The following is a 16,501-nucleotide window of genomic DNA, read 5'->3' as shown; positions in this document are numbered from 1 at the left end:
ACACGCCCCCAAACAGGGCGTGATCTCAGCCTAGCCGCGCGAAAACCGTGTGGCAACAAAAGGGTGGGTTAGATTTCTTCTACCAGCGTCACGCCGTCCAGCGATTTGATCGCACCCTTGATTTGGGGGTTAATCGGGAAATCCTGCCCCAGATCCATCTCAACATCACCCGGCAGACCAGGGTCCAGCAGGCAAATGTGAATCGGTCCTTTCGCCGCCCTTTTGGCTGCACCGGCAGCGTCCTCAAGGACTTTGGCAACCGTGGGCAATACCTCGGGCAGATCCACAAAGATTCTCAAACCCGTCGCGCCTGCCTCGGCCACGACCGAATCTGCCGGCCCCACTGAGCGTGCCAGCAATTTAAGCTGATCGGACTCCATCGTTGCCTCGGCGGACAGAACCACTTGTGCGCCGGTTTCCAGAAACTCGCGCGATTTCTCAAGCGTTTCCGAAAACAGCGTGACCTCGTAGGCGCCAGAAGGATCTGACAGTTGTGCAAAGGCAAAGCGGTTCCCTTTCGCCGATTTACGCTCTTGCCGGCCAGAAACGACACCAGCCATCTTGGCAATGAACGGACCAGAACGCGCCTTTTCCGTCACCTCGTCCAAAGTCATGACTTTCTTGCGTTTCAACGCAGGCATGTAGTCGTCCAGAGGGTGGCCGGACAGGTAGAAACCAATAGCTTTGAACTCTTCACTCAGGCGTTCTGCAGGCAACCAGTCGGGCGTTGGCGACAGGCGCGGCTCGGGCAGGTCATCACCGGCCTCGCCAAACAGAGATACCTGATTTGAGTTCTTCTGGTCGTGGATGGCCGCCGAGTATTGCACCAGCGGGTCAAGGCTTTCGAACACGCGGCGGCGGTTCTTGTCCAGTTGATCGAACGCCCCAGCCCGCGCCAGCATTTCCAGCGGGCGTTTACCCACCTTTTTAAGATCGACCCGGCGGGCGAAATCGAACAGGTTGACGAACGGCTTGTCTCCGCGCCCCTCGACAACCAGATTCATTGCCTCGACGCCAACGTTCTTCAGCGCGCCAAGCGCATAGACCAGCTCTCCGTTCACTACATCGAACGTTGCCAAGGACCGGTTCACGCAGGGGGGAACATAAGGCAGCTCTAAACCCTTACGGACTTCTTCGAAGTAGACCGCCAGCTTATCGGTCAAGTGAATATCGCAGTTCATGACCCCTGCCATGAACTCGACCGGGTGGTTCGCCTTCAGCCAGCCAGTCTGATAGCTGACCACCGCATAGGCCGCCGCGTGGGATTTGTTGAAGCCGTAGTTGGCGAACTTCTCAAGCAGGTCGAAAACTTCAGAAGCTTTCTTGGCATCCACGCCATTCTCGCCCGCGCCCTTTTCGAACTTGGGCCGCTCGGCATCCATCGCCTCTTTGATTTTCTTACCCATTGCGCGGCGCAACAGGTCGGCACCGCCAAGGCTGTATCCGGCCATAACCTGTGCGATCTGCATCACCTGTTCCTGATAAACGATGATGCCCTGCGTTTCCTCAAGGATATGGTCGATCAAGGGGTGGACCGAGGTGATCTCGCGTAACCCGTTCTTGACCTCGCAATAGGTCGGGATGTTCTCCATCGGACCTGGGCGGTAAAGCGCCACAAGGGCCACAATATCCTCGATACAGGTGGGTTTCATACGCTTGAGCGCATCCATCATGCCCGAGGATTCCACCTGGAACACTGCCACCGTTTTAGCCGCCGAATAAAGTTTGTATGTCGCCTCATCATCCAACGGAATTGCGTTGATCTGGTTCTCGGCCCCCTCGGCGGGTTCGTAGAGTTCTGTGCCATCTGCTGCGATGTGCAAAGGGCGTCCCGACTTGAAAATGATATCCATCGCGTTCTGGATCACGGTCAGGGTTTTCAGGCCCAGAAAGTCGAACTTAACCAACCCAGCCTGTTCGACCCATTTCATATTGAATTGGGTCGCTGGCATATCCGAGCGCGGGTCTTGATAGAGCGGCACCAGCGCGTCCAGCGGTCGGTCCCCGATCACCACCCCAGCGGCGTGGGTCGATGCGTTTCGCAACAGCCCTTCGACCTGCTGGCCGTAGGTGAGCAGACGATCCACCACCTCTTCATTGCGCGCCTCTTCGCGCAGACGGGGTTCGTCCTTCAGCGCTTTCTCAATCGAGACTGGTTTAACCCCCTCAACGGGGATCATCTTGGACAGGCGATCCACCTGCCCGTACGGCATCTGCAAAACCCGTCCGATATCCCGCACGGCGGCCTTGGACAGCAACGCACCGAAGGTGATGATTTGCCCCACCTTGTCGCGCCCGTATTTTTGCTGCACGTATCGGATCACCTCTTCGCGGCGATCCATGCAGAAGTCGATGTCGAAGTCGGGCATCGAAACCCGCTCAGGGTTCAGGAACCGTTCGAACAGCAGCGAATAGCGCAGCGGGTCAAGGTCGGTGATCGTCAGAGCATAGGCCACTAGCGAGCCCGCACCCGAGCCCCGCCCCGGCCCCACCGGAATGTCGTGATCCTTGGCCCATTGGATAAAATCCGCAACGATCAAGAAATAGCCCGGAAAGCCCATTCCCTCGATAATGCCAAGTTCGAAGTCCAATCGCTCCTGATATTCCTCGGGAGTCACCGCATGCGGGATCACGGCCAGACGTTTCTGCAGACCTTCATTGGCGATACGGCGCAGTTCGGCCACCTCGTCATCGGCGAATTTCGGCAGGATCGGATCGCGTCGATAGGCCATAAAGGCGCAGCGTTTTGCAATCTCAACCGTATTCTCGATGGCCTCGGGCAGGTCGGCGAACAAGGTCACCATTTCCTGCTGCGACTTGAAATAGTGCTGCGCGGTCAGGCGACGGCGACCTTCCTGCTGATCGACATAGGCGCCTTCTGAAATACAGATCAGGGCGTCATGCGCCTCGTACATATCAGAGGCTGGGAAGTAGACGTCATTGGTCGCAACCAACGGCAGGTTCTTGGCATAGGCCATCTCGACATGGCCTCGCTCGGTCAGACGTTCAGCCTCAGGCTGGCCCGCCTCGCCGGGATGGCGCTGCAACTCGATATAAAGGCGGTCCGGGAACATTGCCGCCAAGCGATCCACCAGCGCCTCGGCAGCCGGGCGCTGCCCCTGCTGCAACAGCATACCCACTGGTCCGTCCGGCCCGCCCGTCAGACAAATAAGGCCGTCGGATCGTTCAGCCAGCTCCTCCAATGTGACCTGTGGCAATTGCCCGCCCTTGTCGACGTAAAGACATGAACTGAGCTTCATCAGGTTCTCATACCCAACCTCGGACTGAGCCAGCAGCACCAGTGGCGCAGGAAGCTTTGGCTTTTCGCCAGGTTGCGCTTGAACATAGGTCAGATCAACTTGACAGCCCATGATCGGTTGCACCCCAGCCTCGCTGGCCGTGACCGAGAACTCCAAAGCTGAAAACATGCTGTTGGTGTCGGTGACAGCAACAGCGGGCATCTCCATCTTTTCACAAAGACCCGGCAGCTTTTTAAGCCGCACAGCGCCTTCCAACAGGGAATATTCGGTGTGAACGCGGAGGTGAATGAATCGAGGAGTACTGCTCATACGGCCTACGCTATCTCAGCAAGCGGCGGCGCAAAAGCCGGAACCGACGCTATAGCATGCCTAAAAAATCAGCGCGGATTATTCGGATTTTTCAGAAGGTGCTTCGGGGGCGGTTATGTCGAGCAGAAGGAAAATTATTTACTTTCAAGTGCTTATTTGCTTCCAGCCCATTGAACATTCACGCAGTTCACGGGCAATGGTGTACAATATAGGCAGTTTTTCTTGCCAGAGAAGCCACCGTGTTTCTAACATCTGACGGCAAGCTATCCGCCCGCACTCTTTCTACGTCGCATCGAAGGGGGGCACCACAGGGCGCAACCGGGTAAGGCGACGGGTTTCTCGAATGAATATCACGTTTCTTCTGAACGGAGAGACAGTGGAGTTGGCGGATGTCGATCCGACTGCGACCCTGCTGGACTGGCTGCGCGAGGATCGCGGCCTGACCGGCACCAAGGAAGGCTGCAACGAGGGCGATTGCGGGGCCTGCACGGTCATGGTGACAGATGAAGGTGGTGCAAAGGCGCTGAACTCCTGCATCCTATTTTTGCCACAGCTACACGGCAAAGCCGTGCGCACCGTCGAAGGCGCAAGCGGCCCGAATGGTGAAGCGCACCCGGTTCAACAAGCGATGGTAGATCTGCATGGCTCGCAATGCGGATTCTGCACCCCCGGATTTGTCATGTCGATGGTTGCCGGTCACGCCAATGGCGCGACGGATCACGATTCTCAGCTTGCCGGTAACCTGTGCCGCTGCACCGGCTATGCACCTATTATTCGGGCAGCGAAAGCTGCTGAGGAGCAGCCTGTACCAGTCTGGGTCAAAGACAAACCCGTTGCGCGCCCTGCCGCGTCGCCCATGCTGCCTGGATCGTCCGATGAATTGGCGGCTGTCTACACCGAGAACCCCGATGCCACACTGGTTGCCGGAGCAACCGATGTAGGCCTGTGGGTCACCAAGCAATTGCGAAACCTAGACCCGGTGATCTTCCTCAACCGTTGTGACGACCTGAAAGACATCACCATCACCGGTGAAGAAGTCCGCTTTGGCGCAATGGTCGACATGAACCAATTGGGAGAGGCGCTGACGGAGCTGCACCCCTCATACGCTGAAATGATCAGACGCTATGCGAGTGTTCAAGTTCGCCACGCGGCCACGGTCGGCGGCAACATCGCCAATGGCTCACCCATAGGAGACAACCCGCCTGCCCTCATTGCCCTTGGCGCAACCCTTCATCTGCGCAAAGGCAACACGCGGCGTTCCATGCCTTTGGAAGATTTCTTCATCGACTACGGCAAGCAAGACCGTACACCCGGTGAGTTTGTCGAGGCCGTCAGCTTCCCGCGTCAGGCAGACCGCCTGAAAGTCTACAAACTCAGCAAACGGTTCGATCAGGACATCTCGGCCGTGTGCGGGTGTTTCAATATCACCGTTTCAGGCGGCAGTGTCACGCAAGTGCGCATCGCGTTCGGCGGCATGGCGGGCATCCCTAAACGGGCAACCCATGTCGAGGCCGCACTCATCGGCAAACCTTGGACGCGCGAGACGATTGACGCTGCGCTTCCTGCCTTTGCCGACGATTATTCACCACTCACGGACATGCGCGCCTCGGCCACTTATCGGTTGGAAACCGCCAAGGCGATGCTTGAACGGTACTTCCTCGAAGATCAGGGCCAAGTAACCAACGTGCTGGAGGTGTCAGCATGAGCGTGACCAAACCCCTCCCCCACGACGCGGCACCCCTGCACGTTTCCGGCTCGGCTCGGTATGTGGATGACATCCCGACGCCAAAGGGCAGCTTGCATCTGGCCTTTGGGCTGAGCCCGGTTGCCAAGGGCACGATCACCTCGATGGATTTGTCAGCCGTGAAAGCCGCTGAGGGCGTCGTGATGGTGATGACGGCCGAGGATTTGCCCTTTGCCAACGATGTCTCACCCTCGATCCATGATGAGCCGCTGCTGTCGGACGGCGCGGTTCACTGTATCGGCCAGCCTGTGTTTCTGGTCGTTGCCACCAGCCACTTGGCTGCACGCAAGGCGGCCCGGTTGGGTAAGATCGACTATGCCGAGGAAACGCCAATCCTGACGGTCGAAGACGCTCTGGCCGCTGACAGCCGGTTCGAGGACGGCCCGCGCATCTACGCCAAGGGTGACGCGGACGCCGCAATTGCAACTTCACCCCATGTGATCGAAGGGTCCTTTGAGCTGGGTGGGCAGGAGCATTTTTACCTTGAAGGTCAAGCCGCACTGGCTGTGCCGAATGAAGGTGCGGATATGCTGGTGCACAGCTCGACCCAGCACCCGACCGAGATCCAGCACAAAGTCGCCGATGCATTAGGCGTTCCCATGCACGCAGTCCGGGTCGAAACCCGCCGCATGGGTGGAGGTTTTGGCGGCAAGGAAAGCCAAGGCAACGCTCTGGCTGTTGCCTGCGCCGTGGCCGCGCGCGCGACCGGCAAGGCCTGCAAGATGCGCTATGACCGCGATGATGACATGATCATCACCGGCAAGCGCCACGCGTTCCGCATCTCGTACAAGGCCGGGTTTGATGAGAACGGGCACATTCAGGGCGTGTCCTTCCACCACTACGCGATCTGTGGCTGGGCTCAGGATTTGTCCTTGCCCGTCGCGGACCGCGCAATGCTGCATTCGGACAACGCCTATCTGTTGCCCAATGCGCGGATCGAAAGCCATCGGCTCAAGACAAACACTCAATCCGCCACCGCCTATCGCGGGTTTGGCGGCCCTCAGGGCATGGTCGGGATCGAGCGGGTCATGGACCACGCAGCCCATGAACTGGGCATTGACCCGGTCGAACTGCGCCGTCGCAACTATTATGAACCGGCACACAAAGTTGCCGAGGCTGCACCCGCTGAGAAACCACTGGGCCACCCTGACCCACATGAAGACCTGACCAGCCGAGGTGCCGTCGAAATGGGCAACGCACCGGTGCGTCCCCTGCCCGCAGGCGGCAACACGACGCCTTATGGCATGGAAGTCAGTGACTTTGAACTGCATGGCATGACTGCCAAATTGCTGGAAACCAGTGATTTTGCCGCGCGCAAGGCTGCCATCCAGAAATGGAACGCCGAAAACAGTGTGATCAAGAAAGGCATCGCCTTTTCACCAGTCAAGTTCGGGATTTCCTTTACGCTGACCCACCTCAATCAGGCTGGCGCGCTGGTGCATGTTTATCAGGACGGCTCTGTTCACCTGAACCACGGCGGCACCGAGATGGGGCAGGGCCTGTTCCAGAAGGTGGCTCAGGTCGCGGCGTCGCGGTTTGGCATCCCGCTCGAGATGGTCAAGATCACCGCCACTGACACAGCCAAAGTGCCGAACACCTCGGCGACGGCGGCGTCTTCGGGCAGTGACCTGAATGGCATGGCCGTGAAAGCTGCTTGCGACACGATCCGTGACCGAATGGCCGACTATCTGGCCGAGCGTCACCAGGCCGATCCGTCAACGGTTACTTTCTCGGACGGTCATATTTCGGTTGGCGAAGAACGCTATACCTTCGCCGAAGCTGCGGCACTGGCCTATCAAGGCCGCATCAGCCTATCGGCAACCGGCTTCTATAAAACGCCCAAAATCGAATGGGACCGGATCGCCGGGCGCGGCCGTCCATTCTTTTACTTTGCTTACGGAGCCTCAATCACCGAGGTCGCCGTCGACACTCTTACCGGTGAAAACCGCATTCTGCGCACGGATATTCTGCACGACGCGGGGGCCTCTCTGAACCCTGCGCTGGATATAGGGCAGGTCGAGGGTGGCTATGTCCAAGGCGCGGGCTGGTTAACTACTGAAGAGCTGGTCTGGGACGGTAAGGGCAACCTGCGCACCCATGCGCCGTCGACCTACAAAATCCCCGCCTGTTCCGACCGGCCTGACATCTTCAACATAGCACTTTGGGATGGCGAGAACCGCGAGGACACGATCTATCGCTCGAAGGCGGTGGGTGAGCCGCCGTTCATGCTGGGTATCTCCGCGTGGCTGGCACTTTCAAACGCGGTTGCGGCGTGTGGCGACAGCTATCCGGCACTGGATGCACCCGCAACAGCCGAGGAAATTTGGCGCGGCATCCAAAGGGTAAAGGGAGGAACCTGATGGGATTTGATCGAGAGGCTTTGAGGGAGGCGGTCAAAACCCACGGGAAAGTCACCCGAGTGGTCATAGCCGCGATCAAGGGGTCATCCCCGCGAGAGGTCGGCGCCGCAATGCTTGTTTGGGAGGACGGGCAGAGCGGAACCATCGGTGGTGGCACGCTGGAGTATCAAGCAGCCGAAGCGGCGCGGTCTCAAACCGCCCCGTCCCGCCTGACACATCACGCGCTTGGCCCCGATATGGGCCAGTGCTGTGGCGGTGCGGTGTCACTGCTAAGTGAAGTCTACGACAAAAAAGCTGTCGACATGCTGGACGATATCGTGATCGCACGATCTGCTTCAGGCGGCGACATACCCCTGTCTGTCAAACGCCTGCTGGCGGCGGCGCGCGGTCAAGGGATTGCACCGGAACCGCAACTGATCGATGGCTGGATGGTAGAACCAGTCCACAAACCCACCCGCAACCTGTGGATCTGGGGCGCTGGCCATGTAGGCCGCGCGCTGGTGGATGCTCTGTACCCCCTGCCCGACCTCGCGATCACTTGGGTCGACACCGGGCCCGAGCGGTTTCCCGAAAAAGTTTCCACCCGGGTCACCACAATTCCAACGGCCAAACCGGCTGAGCTGGTGCGCCACGCACCACGCGATGCCGAGCACCTTGTGCTCACTTATTCACACAATCTGGATTTAGAGCTGTGCAACAGGCTGCTTTCGCATGATTTCCGCTTTGCCGGCCTGATCGGCTCGGCTACGAAATGGGCGCGATTCCGGTCGCGGCTGGCGGCCCTTGGGCACTCACCCGAACGGATCAGCCGGATCACCTGTCCGATCGGCGATCCCGGCTTGGGCAAACACCCGCAGATGATCGCCATTGGCGTCGCCGCGCAGCTATTGCGCCCGGCCCGGCATAACGAGTTGAAGAAGGACCTGAGAGCGTGACCACTCCACTATTAAGCTTGCAAGGGCTGACCAAAGCCTATCCCGGCGTCGTGGCCAATGATCAGGTGTCTTTCGACATCGGTGAGGGCGAGGTTCACGCCCTATTGGGTGAAAACGGCGCTGGTAAGTCTACGCTGGTCAAGATGATTTACGGTCTGGTGAAGCCCGACAGTGGCACAATGCTGCTTCGCGGCCAGACCTTTGCGCCGCCCGAACCCCGCGCTGCACGCGCGGACGGGATTGCAATGGTGTTCCAACACTTCTCGCTGTTCGACGCCTTGAACGTCGCCGAGAACATCGCTTTGGGGATGGAGAACCCGCCGCCAATGGGCGATCTCGCCTCGCGAATTCGGGAAGTATCTGAGACCTATGGCCTGCCGCTGGACCCGTTCCGCACGGTGGGAGATCTGTCGGCGGGTGAGCGTCAGCGGGTCGAAATCATCCGCTGTTTGCTACAAGACCCCAAGCTGTTGATCATGGACGAACCAACGTCGGTTCTGACACCGCAAGAAGTCGATATCCTGTTCGAAACGCTGAATAAACTGCGGTCCGAGGGCACGTCTATCCTCTACATTTCGCACAAGCTGGAAGAAATCCGGACGCTGTGCGACCACGCCACTATCCTGAGACTAGGTAAAAATGTGGGTGAATGCGTTCCGTCCGAAACCTCGGCGCGGGATATGGCCGAGATGATGGTTGGTTCGACCCTGCAAACCCCCGAACGCTCGGGGCGTGATTTTGGCGAGGTTGCGCTGGATGTCAGCGGTTTGTCAGTTCCTTCGCCCTCGGAGTTCGGCACAGCCCTGAAAAATGTTCATATGACAGTTCGCAAGGGCGAGGTTCTGGGCATCGGCGGTGTGGCAGGGAATGGGCAAGACGAATTGCTGGGTGTGCTTTCAGGTGAAATCCTAACAGCCGCTGATGCAATCAAGTTTAACGGACAACAGATCGGCAAACTTGGCCCCACCGCACGCCGAAAGCTGGGCGTGCTGACCGCGCCCGAAGAGCGATTGGGCCATGCTGCTGCGCCAGACATGAGCCTGACAGAGAACGCCTTGTTGACCGGGTCGGTGCGCGAAGGGCTTGAGAACAACGGCTTTCTAAAATGGGCTGACACCAAAAACTTCGCCGAAAAGATCATCAGCGCCTTCGACGTGCGTACGCCGGGGCCAGATAACGCGGCACGTTCGCTTTCGGGTGGAAACCTGCAGAAGTTCGTCATTGGCCGCGAAGTGTTGCAGAACCCGGACGTTCTGGTGGTGAACCAGCCAACCTGGGGTGTGGACGCAGCAGCGGCGGCATCAATCCGTCAGGCCATTCTGGATCTGGCCGCCAAGGGAACAGCGGTCGTCTGCATCAGTCAGGACTTGGACGAGTTAATGGAAATATCAGACAGCTTTGCCGCGCTAAACGAAGGTCGCCTGAGCGCACCGCGCCCAACCACCGGACTAACCGTGGATGAGATCGGCCTCATGATGGGTGGCGCGCATGGCATGGAGGTGGCCCATGTCTGAGACAATAAAAGAAACGAAAACGGGGGTATGAGCAGATGATTGTGTTGGAGAAACGGCCGCAGCCGTCCAAGGCGTGGTCCTATGCCACCCCTCTTGTCGCGGTACTGGCGACAATGCTTTTCGGCGGCATTCTGTTTGCCATTCTGGGTAAGAACCCGATCGAAGCTATTGGCACCATCTTCTGGGAACCTCTGTTCGGTGAGTTTGCCTTTTATTACCGCCCACAACTGCTGGTGAAAGGCGCGCCATTGGTGCTGATCGCCATTGGCCTGTCGCTGGGCTTCAAGGCTGGTATCTGGAATATCGGCGCCGAGGGTCAGTACATCATGGGCGCTATATTCGGCGCAGGTGCCGGTCTGGCCTTCTACCCGCTGGACGCGTTCTACATCTTTCCGATCATGGTGATCGCAGGCGCATTCGGTGGTTGGCTGTGGGCGATGATCCCGGCGTTTTTGAAGGTGCGCTTTGGCACCAACGAAATCCTTGTGTCATTGATGCTGGTCTATGTGGCCGAGCAGATGCTGGCCTCGGTGTCGTTGGGCCTGCTGAAGAACCCCGAAGGCTTTGGCTTTCCCGGCTCTCGCAACCTGCAATCCTATGAGAGCGCGTATAATGCCGAACTGATCGCCGGATCGGGGATGCACTGGGGCGTCGTGGCCGCGTTGATCGCCGTGATTTTTGCCTATGTCCTGCTGAACCGGCACATGCTGGGTTTTCATATTCGCTTGACCGGCGAAGCGCCCCGCGCGGCAAAATTTGCAGGTGTGAACCCCGCCCGTCTGATCCTGTTTTGCCTGGGTTTGTCCGGTGCCCTTGCGGGTCTTGCAGGGATGTTCGAGGTTTCCGGGCCTTCGGGTGTAGTCAGCATCGACTTCAACGTGGGCTACGGCTTCACCGCGATCATCGTGGCCTTCCTTGGGCGACTGCATCCGGTTGGTATCCTGCTGGCCGGTGGCCTTATGGCGCTGACCTATATCGGCGGTGAAATCGCGCAGTCCCAATTGGGTCTGCCCGCCGCTGCCATTCAGGTGTTTCAGGGGATGCTCCTGTTCTTCCTGCTGGCTTTCGATCTTTTGACAAACTACCGCATCCGTGCGGCCCGTAGCGAGGTAGCGTGATATGGACCTTGGTGAAATTAACCCCGTCCTTCTGGTCGCCTCGCTGATGGTGGCCGCAACCCCGCTGCTTCTGGCTGCGATCGGAGAGCTTGTTGTCGAAAAGGCAGGCGTTCTGAACCTCGGCGTCGAGGGCATGATGATCGTTGGTGCGATCAGCGGCTTTGCGATCTCGGTCGAAACCGGATCGCCCTGGCTGGGCTTTATCGCTGCGGCCATTGGCGGCGCTGCGCTGTCTCTGTTGTTTGTGTTGCTGACACAAGTGGCCTTGGCCAACCAGGTGGCCAGCGGGCTTGCGTTGACCCTGTTTGGATTGGGATTCAGCGCATTGATGGGGCAAAGCTATGTGGGTGTGAAGCCACCTGACATGGGCGAAATCCACATCCCACTGATCAGCGACATTCCGGTTATCGGTCCGATCCTGTTCCAGCACGATCCGATCCTCTATGTCGGGATCGCTCTGACTGCGGCGGTCTGGGCGACGCTTAAATACACTCGCGTTGGCTTGATCCTGCGTGCAGTAGGTGAAAACCACGATGCGGCGCACGCCTTGGGCTACAAGGTCATTAAAATCCGCATCATGGCGATCCTGTTTGGCGGCGCCTGTGCCGGTATGGGCGGCGCATACATCAGCCTGATCCGTGTGCCTCAGTGGACCGAAGGCATGACTGCCGGTGTTGGCTGGATTGCGCTGGCTCTGGTGGTGTTCGCCAGCTGGAAACCATGGCGAGCCCTGCTGGGTGCCTATTTGTTCGGCGGCATCACCGTGTTGCAGCTTAATTTGCAGGCAGCGGGCGTTGCCATTCCCGTCGAGTATCTGGCAATGTCGCCCTACATCATCACGATCCTTGTGCTTGTGATCCTTTCGGCCGACAAGAGCAGCGCACCTGCCTCATTGGGCCGGACCTTCCATGCCTCGCACTAGGGGCCAACTAAACTAACTTGGGGAGTAACACATGAAATTCACCACACTTCTGGCAAGCGCTGCCATGGCGCTGGGTTTGGCCACAGGGGCCGTGGCCGAAGACAAGACCAAAGTCGGTTTCGTCTATGTCGGCCCCGTCGGCGACGGCGGTTGGACCTATGAGCACAACAAGGGCCGTCTGGCTGTTGAAGAGCACTTTGGCGACAAGGTCGAAACCGTCTTTGTTGAATCTGTTCCTGAAGGTCCGGATGCGGAACGCGTGATGACTCAGATGGCGCTGGAAGGCGCTGATCTGATCTTCACCACCTCGTTCGGTTACATGGATCCGACGATCAACGTAGCCAAGAAATTCCCGGACGTGAAGTTCGAACACGCGACCGGTTACAAGACCGCGCCGAACGTCTCGGTCTACTCAGCCCGTTTCTATGAAGGCCGCGCTGTTCAGGGCCACATCGCCGGTAAAATGACCGAGTCGAACATCATCGGCTACATCGGCTCGTACCCGATCCCCGAAGTGATCCGCGGTATCAACTCTGCCTACATCCACGCCAAGAAGGTGAACCCAGATGTCGAGTTCAAGATCGTCTGGGCCTATACCTGGTTCGACCCGGCGAAAGAAGCTGACGCTGCCACCGTTCTGATCGAACAGGGCGCGGACGTGATCCTGCAACACACCGACTCGACCGCGCCGCAGGCCGCCGCGCAAGAGGCGGGCAACGTCATTACCTTCGGTCAGGCATCTGACATGAGTGAATACGGCCCCAAGCCGCGCGTATCCTCGATCATCGACAACTGGGCGCCTTACTACATTGCGCGCACCCAAGCCGTCATCGACGGTTCGTGGGAAACCGTGAACACATGGGATGGCATCAAAGAAGGTATGGTTGAAATCGGCGAGATCTCTGACGCTGTGCCCGCCGACGTAAAAGAAGAAGCGCTGGCGATGAAGGCCGCAATGGCCGCAGATGAATATCACCCCTTCACCGGCCCGATCAAAAAGCAGGACGGCAGCGACTGGCTGGCTGAAGGTGAGATCGCCGACGACGGCACACTGGCTGGCATGAACTTCTATGTCGAAGGATTGGAAGGCGAAATTCCGCAGTAATTCAAACTGCATAAACTTTGAGGGGCTGGCCATTTGGCTGGCCCTTTTTTGTTGAAGATCGGCAGATACGCAACCTTGACGAACCGGGCAACACCAGACCTGATAGGATCGATGGCCCACCAACCCCAAAATGAAGAACCCATGCAGACTAAAACACAAGACCACAGTCGCTGGTGGATACTTGGCGCGATGGGCGCAATTCTTGGCGTCATTCTATTAGATGAAACAGTGGTAAGTGTGGCGCTGCCAACGATCAGGGATGAATTGAACCTATCGCGGTTGGATGCGCATTGGCTCGTGAATATCTACCTGCTTGTGCTGGCGTGCTTTGCCGGAGCTACAGGCCGCTTGGGCGATATCCTAGGCATTCGCGTCTTACTGGGGGCAGGCCTGTTAATCTTTGGATTGTCCTCGGCCGCGGCAGGGTTTGCCAATAGCGGGTTCGCACTTTTGGTCACCCGTGCTGTTCAGGGCATTGGGGCTGCTCTTATTTTCCCTTTGTCCATGGTCGTACTCGTCCAGTCCTTCGATGAAAAAGAGCGCGGTCTGGCGCTTGGTCTCTATGGTGGGATCGGGACAGTTTTCCTGTCACTCGGCCCATTGGTCGGCGGTGTGCTGACGGAATACCTTTCATGGCGTTGGATTTTCTGGGTCAACCCTCCGATCGTAATGGCCGTTGCGGCGATTGCTTGGATTTTCTGGCGCGACCCTCCGCGACAGCCAGAGCTTGGGTTTGACTGGCAGGGGCTTGTTTTGCTGGTGCCCGGCTTGGCTGCTTTGGTGTTTGGGATCATGGAAGGCCCGGATCGCGGCTGGACCCAGCCTGAGGTTATGCTGGCTTTGTTCGCGGGTCTAATAGCTTTGGTTCTTTTTGCCTGGTTAGAGCGACGCGTACCAACGCCCTTGATTGCCATACCCCTGTTTTCCCATCCCGGTTTTGCCGCCTCAAACATGATCTTGTTCACCGCGCAGTTCGGCAAGATTGTATTGTTCGTCTTCGGAGCATCCTATTTTCAGGCGAAACTCGGCTTTTCACCGCTGACCGCCGGAGCCGCGTTGTTACTTATCGCATTCCCACAGATATTTGTGGCACCGGTGGCAGGTAAAGTCGCAGATACCTTTGGCACGCGCGGCCCATCACTGACCGGCACAGCGATCGGCACAGCGGCAATCTGTTCGGTTGCCCTGGGTATGCACCAAAACACGACAGCGCTGATCTACGCGGGGTTTATTGTTTGGGGGTGTTGCGTCCCGTTCCTGTTCGTCCCACCAAGGCGAGCCATAATGTCCGCCGTGCCACAGTACCTGCACGGGCAGGCTAGTGGGATTTCAATGACGTTTCAGCTTTTGGGCGGCACAGTCGGCATGGCCTTGGGTAGTTCTATTTTTACTCTTACCAGCTCATATACTTGGGTCTTCTGTTTTACGGCAGGTTTCGCGGCTTGCGTTTTGGCCTATTCCTATGCCTCGCTTACCGAAGAGAAATTACCAGGCTGCACCACAGATTAAGGTGGTGCGACCAATAAAAGCTCAATGGCCAGTAAGAACCAATGTATTCACAGGCATCAGGATCAGGCGCAGGCGTAGACCGGCGGCATGGACAACACCAATCGTATCGATCACATGCAAGGCTGCTGCATGCCAAAAACCCAGGTCCTCATGCTCTAGCCGTTCGTGGTTGTCAGTATAGACATTGGCCAGACAGTTGCTGCCCGGCGGAATGTCATCGGCCATGTTTTTGTACAGCGGCTCCATATAGACGAGAATCGAGCCCGGATTGGTGTTCGCCTGAACATCCCGCAGCTCATCCGAAGGGCGAATCTGACCTGACGGGATAACGTCCTGAACTTCGACCACAACCATCGGGATTACAGTGAACGGCTTGGTCATGCAGCCCAGTTCCCCGATCATTCCGGGTTTAATGACCTGCGCCGACATCTGATTGAATGCGGCCTGAAAACGGTTGTGGCCAGTGTGTGACGGCACCAAGATGCCCGCTGGGCGGAGTAAAGGGCTGACATAATCGCCGACCTGCAGACCAAACTGTTCGATCCGACCGGTCACACCGGCGCTGATCACGGTCTTGTCCAGCTCGGTCAACGCCGCGTCCAGCTGCGCACTGGCGCTGGCCAGTTGGGCTGGGATCAATTCCTCAATCTGCTGAACAACTGCTGCACGTTGGGACTCGGCGGCCCGCAATTGCGCTTCACGCTCAGCGACCAGGTTTTCCAAACGGTCAATCTCGGCCAGACGCACGGCACTCGACCCTTCGTCGCGCAGGGTGGTGTTGCGCTCCAGATCTTCCAGCGACTGATCCAGTGCGGCGCGCGCACCGGCTATTCCGGCCTCAGCTTCGGCCAGATCAGTCTCGGCCACCTTCAGCGAAGCCTGAACCTGCGCGATGTCAGCGTTAGCTGCCTCGACCATGGCGGTCTGGCTAAAGTCCTCGATCCGAAAAATCGGCTGGCCGGCGGTCACCAGTTCGTTGTTGCGAACATAGATTTCAGACACGCGCCCACCCAGCTGAGGCAAGATCGTCACGGTCCGGAAATAAGAAGCCGCCGTTTTACTGGCTGGGTGAAAATAGAACAGTGTGGTGATCACGGTCAGCGCCAGAATGGCACAAGTCGTCAAACCCCAACGCAGTTCATACCACATGGTGAAAAGCGTGATCTCATGCCCGATCCGCTTGCCTTGGACATAGCGACGGAACAGATAGTCGGGTAGCACCGTCACCAGCGCGCACATCAATGTCTCAAGCATATCTTACTGCTCCTGCTGCGCGGTAGGTTCAGAAGGTTGTGCAGGTGCGGGATCTTCTTGGCGCGGATCGCCCAGAGATCGGATAGCATCCGCAATGGCCCTTAACGGCGCGGCAACATCGGGGAATTGGAACCCCGCCACCAGTATGGCTGCGACCCAAAACAGTCCATTGTGGGTAAACAACGCCAACAAGGCTAGGATACCGACCAATTGGAACTGGGGGTGGTTGGATTCATGGGCGATTTTCTCGGGAATCGAATGCAGGGTAAAATATCCCACCCCGATCAGAATGATCACCAGAATCGTAAAAACAAACATGAACGTCAAAAGAAAATCACTGCCGTCCGCTTGGGTCACATAGGACGGAATATGCCCTGTGGCCATCGGGTGCAAATCTGCGGTACTCACCCTACCCTCCTGTTTATGCTTGTCTCTCTTTGGATGGGTTGATGCGCAAATTCAAGCCTGCTT

The 16,501-nt window shown here is 57.9% G+C and carries 11 protein-coding genes; 8 read left to right on the top strand and 3 right to left on the bottom strand.

Features of this window, described 5'->3' with window-relative positions; translation table 11 throughout:
- Positions 1-68 precede the first annotated feature (68 nt).
- On the bottom strand, positions 69-3,569 hold the full coding sequence (gene dnaE / locus ACR0L3_RS00250; RefSeq protein WP_480742735.1) for a DNA polymerase III subunit alpha: 3,501 nt from the start codon (positions 3,567-3,569) through the stop codon (positions 69-71).
- Positions 3,570-3,912: 343 nt separating this feature from the next.
- On the opposite strand from dnaE, the gene xdhA reads away from it, so the two are divergent.
- From xdhA to ACR0L3_RS00210, 8 genes are all read left to right on the top strand, one after another.
- Complete coding sequence (gene xdhA, locus ACR0L3_RS00245; RefSeq protein WP_480742733.1) at positions 3,913-5,274, top strand: xanthine dehydrogenase small subunit; 1,362 nt, start codon at positions 3,913-3,915, stop codon at positions 5,272-5,274.
- Positions 5,271-7,673, top strand: coding sequence for a xanthine dehydrogenase molybdopterin binding subunit (xdhB, locus tag ACR0L3_RS00240; RefSeq protein WP_480742732.1), 2,403 nt, complete (start codon positions 5,271-5,273; stop codon positions 7,671-7,673). Before xdhA ends, xdhB begins: the two co-directional genes overlap by 4 nt.
- A complete protein-coding gene (xdhC, locus tag ACR0L3_RS00235; RefSeq protein WP_480742730.1) occupies positions 7,673-8,608 on the top strand; it encodes a xanthine dehydrogenase accessory protein XdhC in 936 nt (311 codons plus the stop codon). Before xdhB ends, xdhC begins: the two co-directional genes overlap by 1 nt.
- A complete protein-coding gene (locus tag ACR0L3_RS00230) occupies positions 8,605-10,122 on the top strand; it encodes an ABC transporter ATP-binding protein (protein ID WP_480742728.1) in 1,518 nt (505 codons plus the stop codon). Before xdhC ends, ACR0L3_RS00230 begins: the two co-directional genes overlap by 4 nt.
- 35 nt (positions 10,123-10,157) lie before the next feature.
- Positions 10,158-11,240: an ABC transporter permease gene (locus ACR0L3_RS00225; RefSeq protein ID WP_480742727.1), complete on the top strand. Its 1,083-nt coding sequence runs from the start codon at positions 10,158-10,160 to the stop codon at positions 11,238-11,240.
- A 1-nt stretch (position 11,241) separates the two neighbouring features.
- On the top strand, positions 11,242-12,162 hold the full coding sequence (locus ACR0L3_RS00220; protein WP_480742725.1) for an ABC transporter permease: 921 nt from the start codon (positions 11,242-11,244) through the stop codon (positions 12,160-12,162).
- A 31-nt stretch (positions 12,163-12,193) separates the two neighbouring features.
- Entirely contained in the window at positions 12,194-13,267 is a 1,074-nt protein-coding gene (locus ACR0L3_RS00215) for a BMP family ABC transporter substrate-binding protein (protein ID WP_480742723.1), read from the top strand.
- Positions 13,268-13,408: 141 nt separating this feature from the next.
- Complete coding sequence (locus ACR0L3_RS00210) at positions 13,409-14,776, top strand: MFS transporter (RefSeq protein ID WP_480742722.1); 1,368 nt, start codon at positions 13,409-13,411, stop codon at positions 14,774-14,776.
- 21 nt (positions 14,777-14,797) lie between these two features.
- Here ACR0L3_RS00210 and ACR0L3_RS00205 read toward each other — a convergent pair whose 3' ends face one another.
- Together ACR0L3_RS00205 and ACR0L3_RS00200 are read right to left on the bottom strand one after the other, a co-directional pair.
- Complete coding sequence (locus tag ACR0L3_RS00205) at positions 14,798-16,030, bottom strand: HlyD family secretion protein (RefSeq protein WP_480742721.1); 1,233 nt, start codon at positions 16,028-16,030, stop codon at positions 14,798-14,800.
- A 3-nt stretch (positions 16,031-16,033) separates the two neighbouring features.
- Entirely contained in the window at positions 16,034-16,438 is a 405-nt protein-coding gene (locus ACR0L3_RS00200; protein ID WP_480742720.1) for a hypothetical protein, read from the bottom strand.
- Positions 16,439-16,501 lie beyond the last annotated feature (63 nt).

Source organism: Ruegeria sp. CK1, from assembly GCF_056536545.1.
Note: the sequence above shows the minus strand (reverse complement) of the source record. Positions and strands in the feature narration are given on the sequence as shown.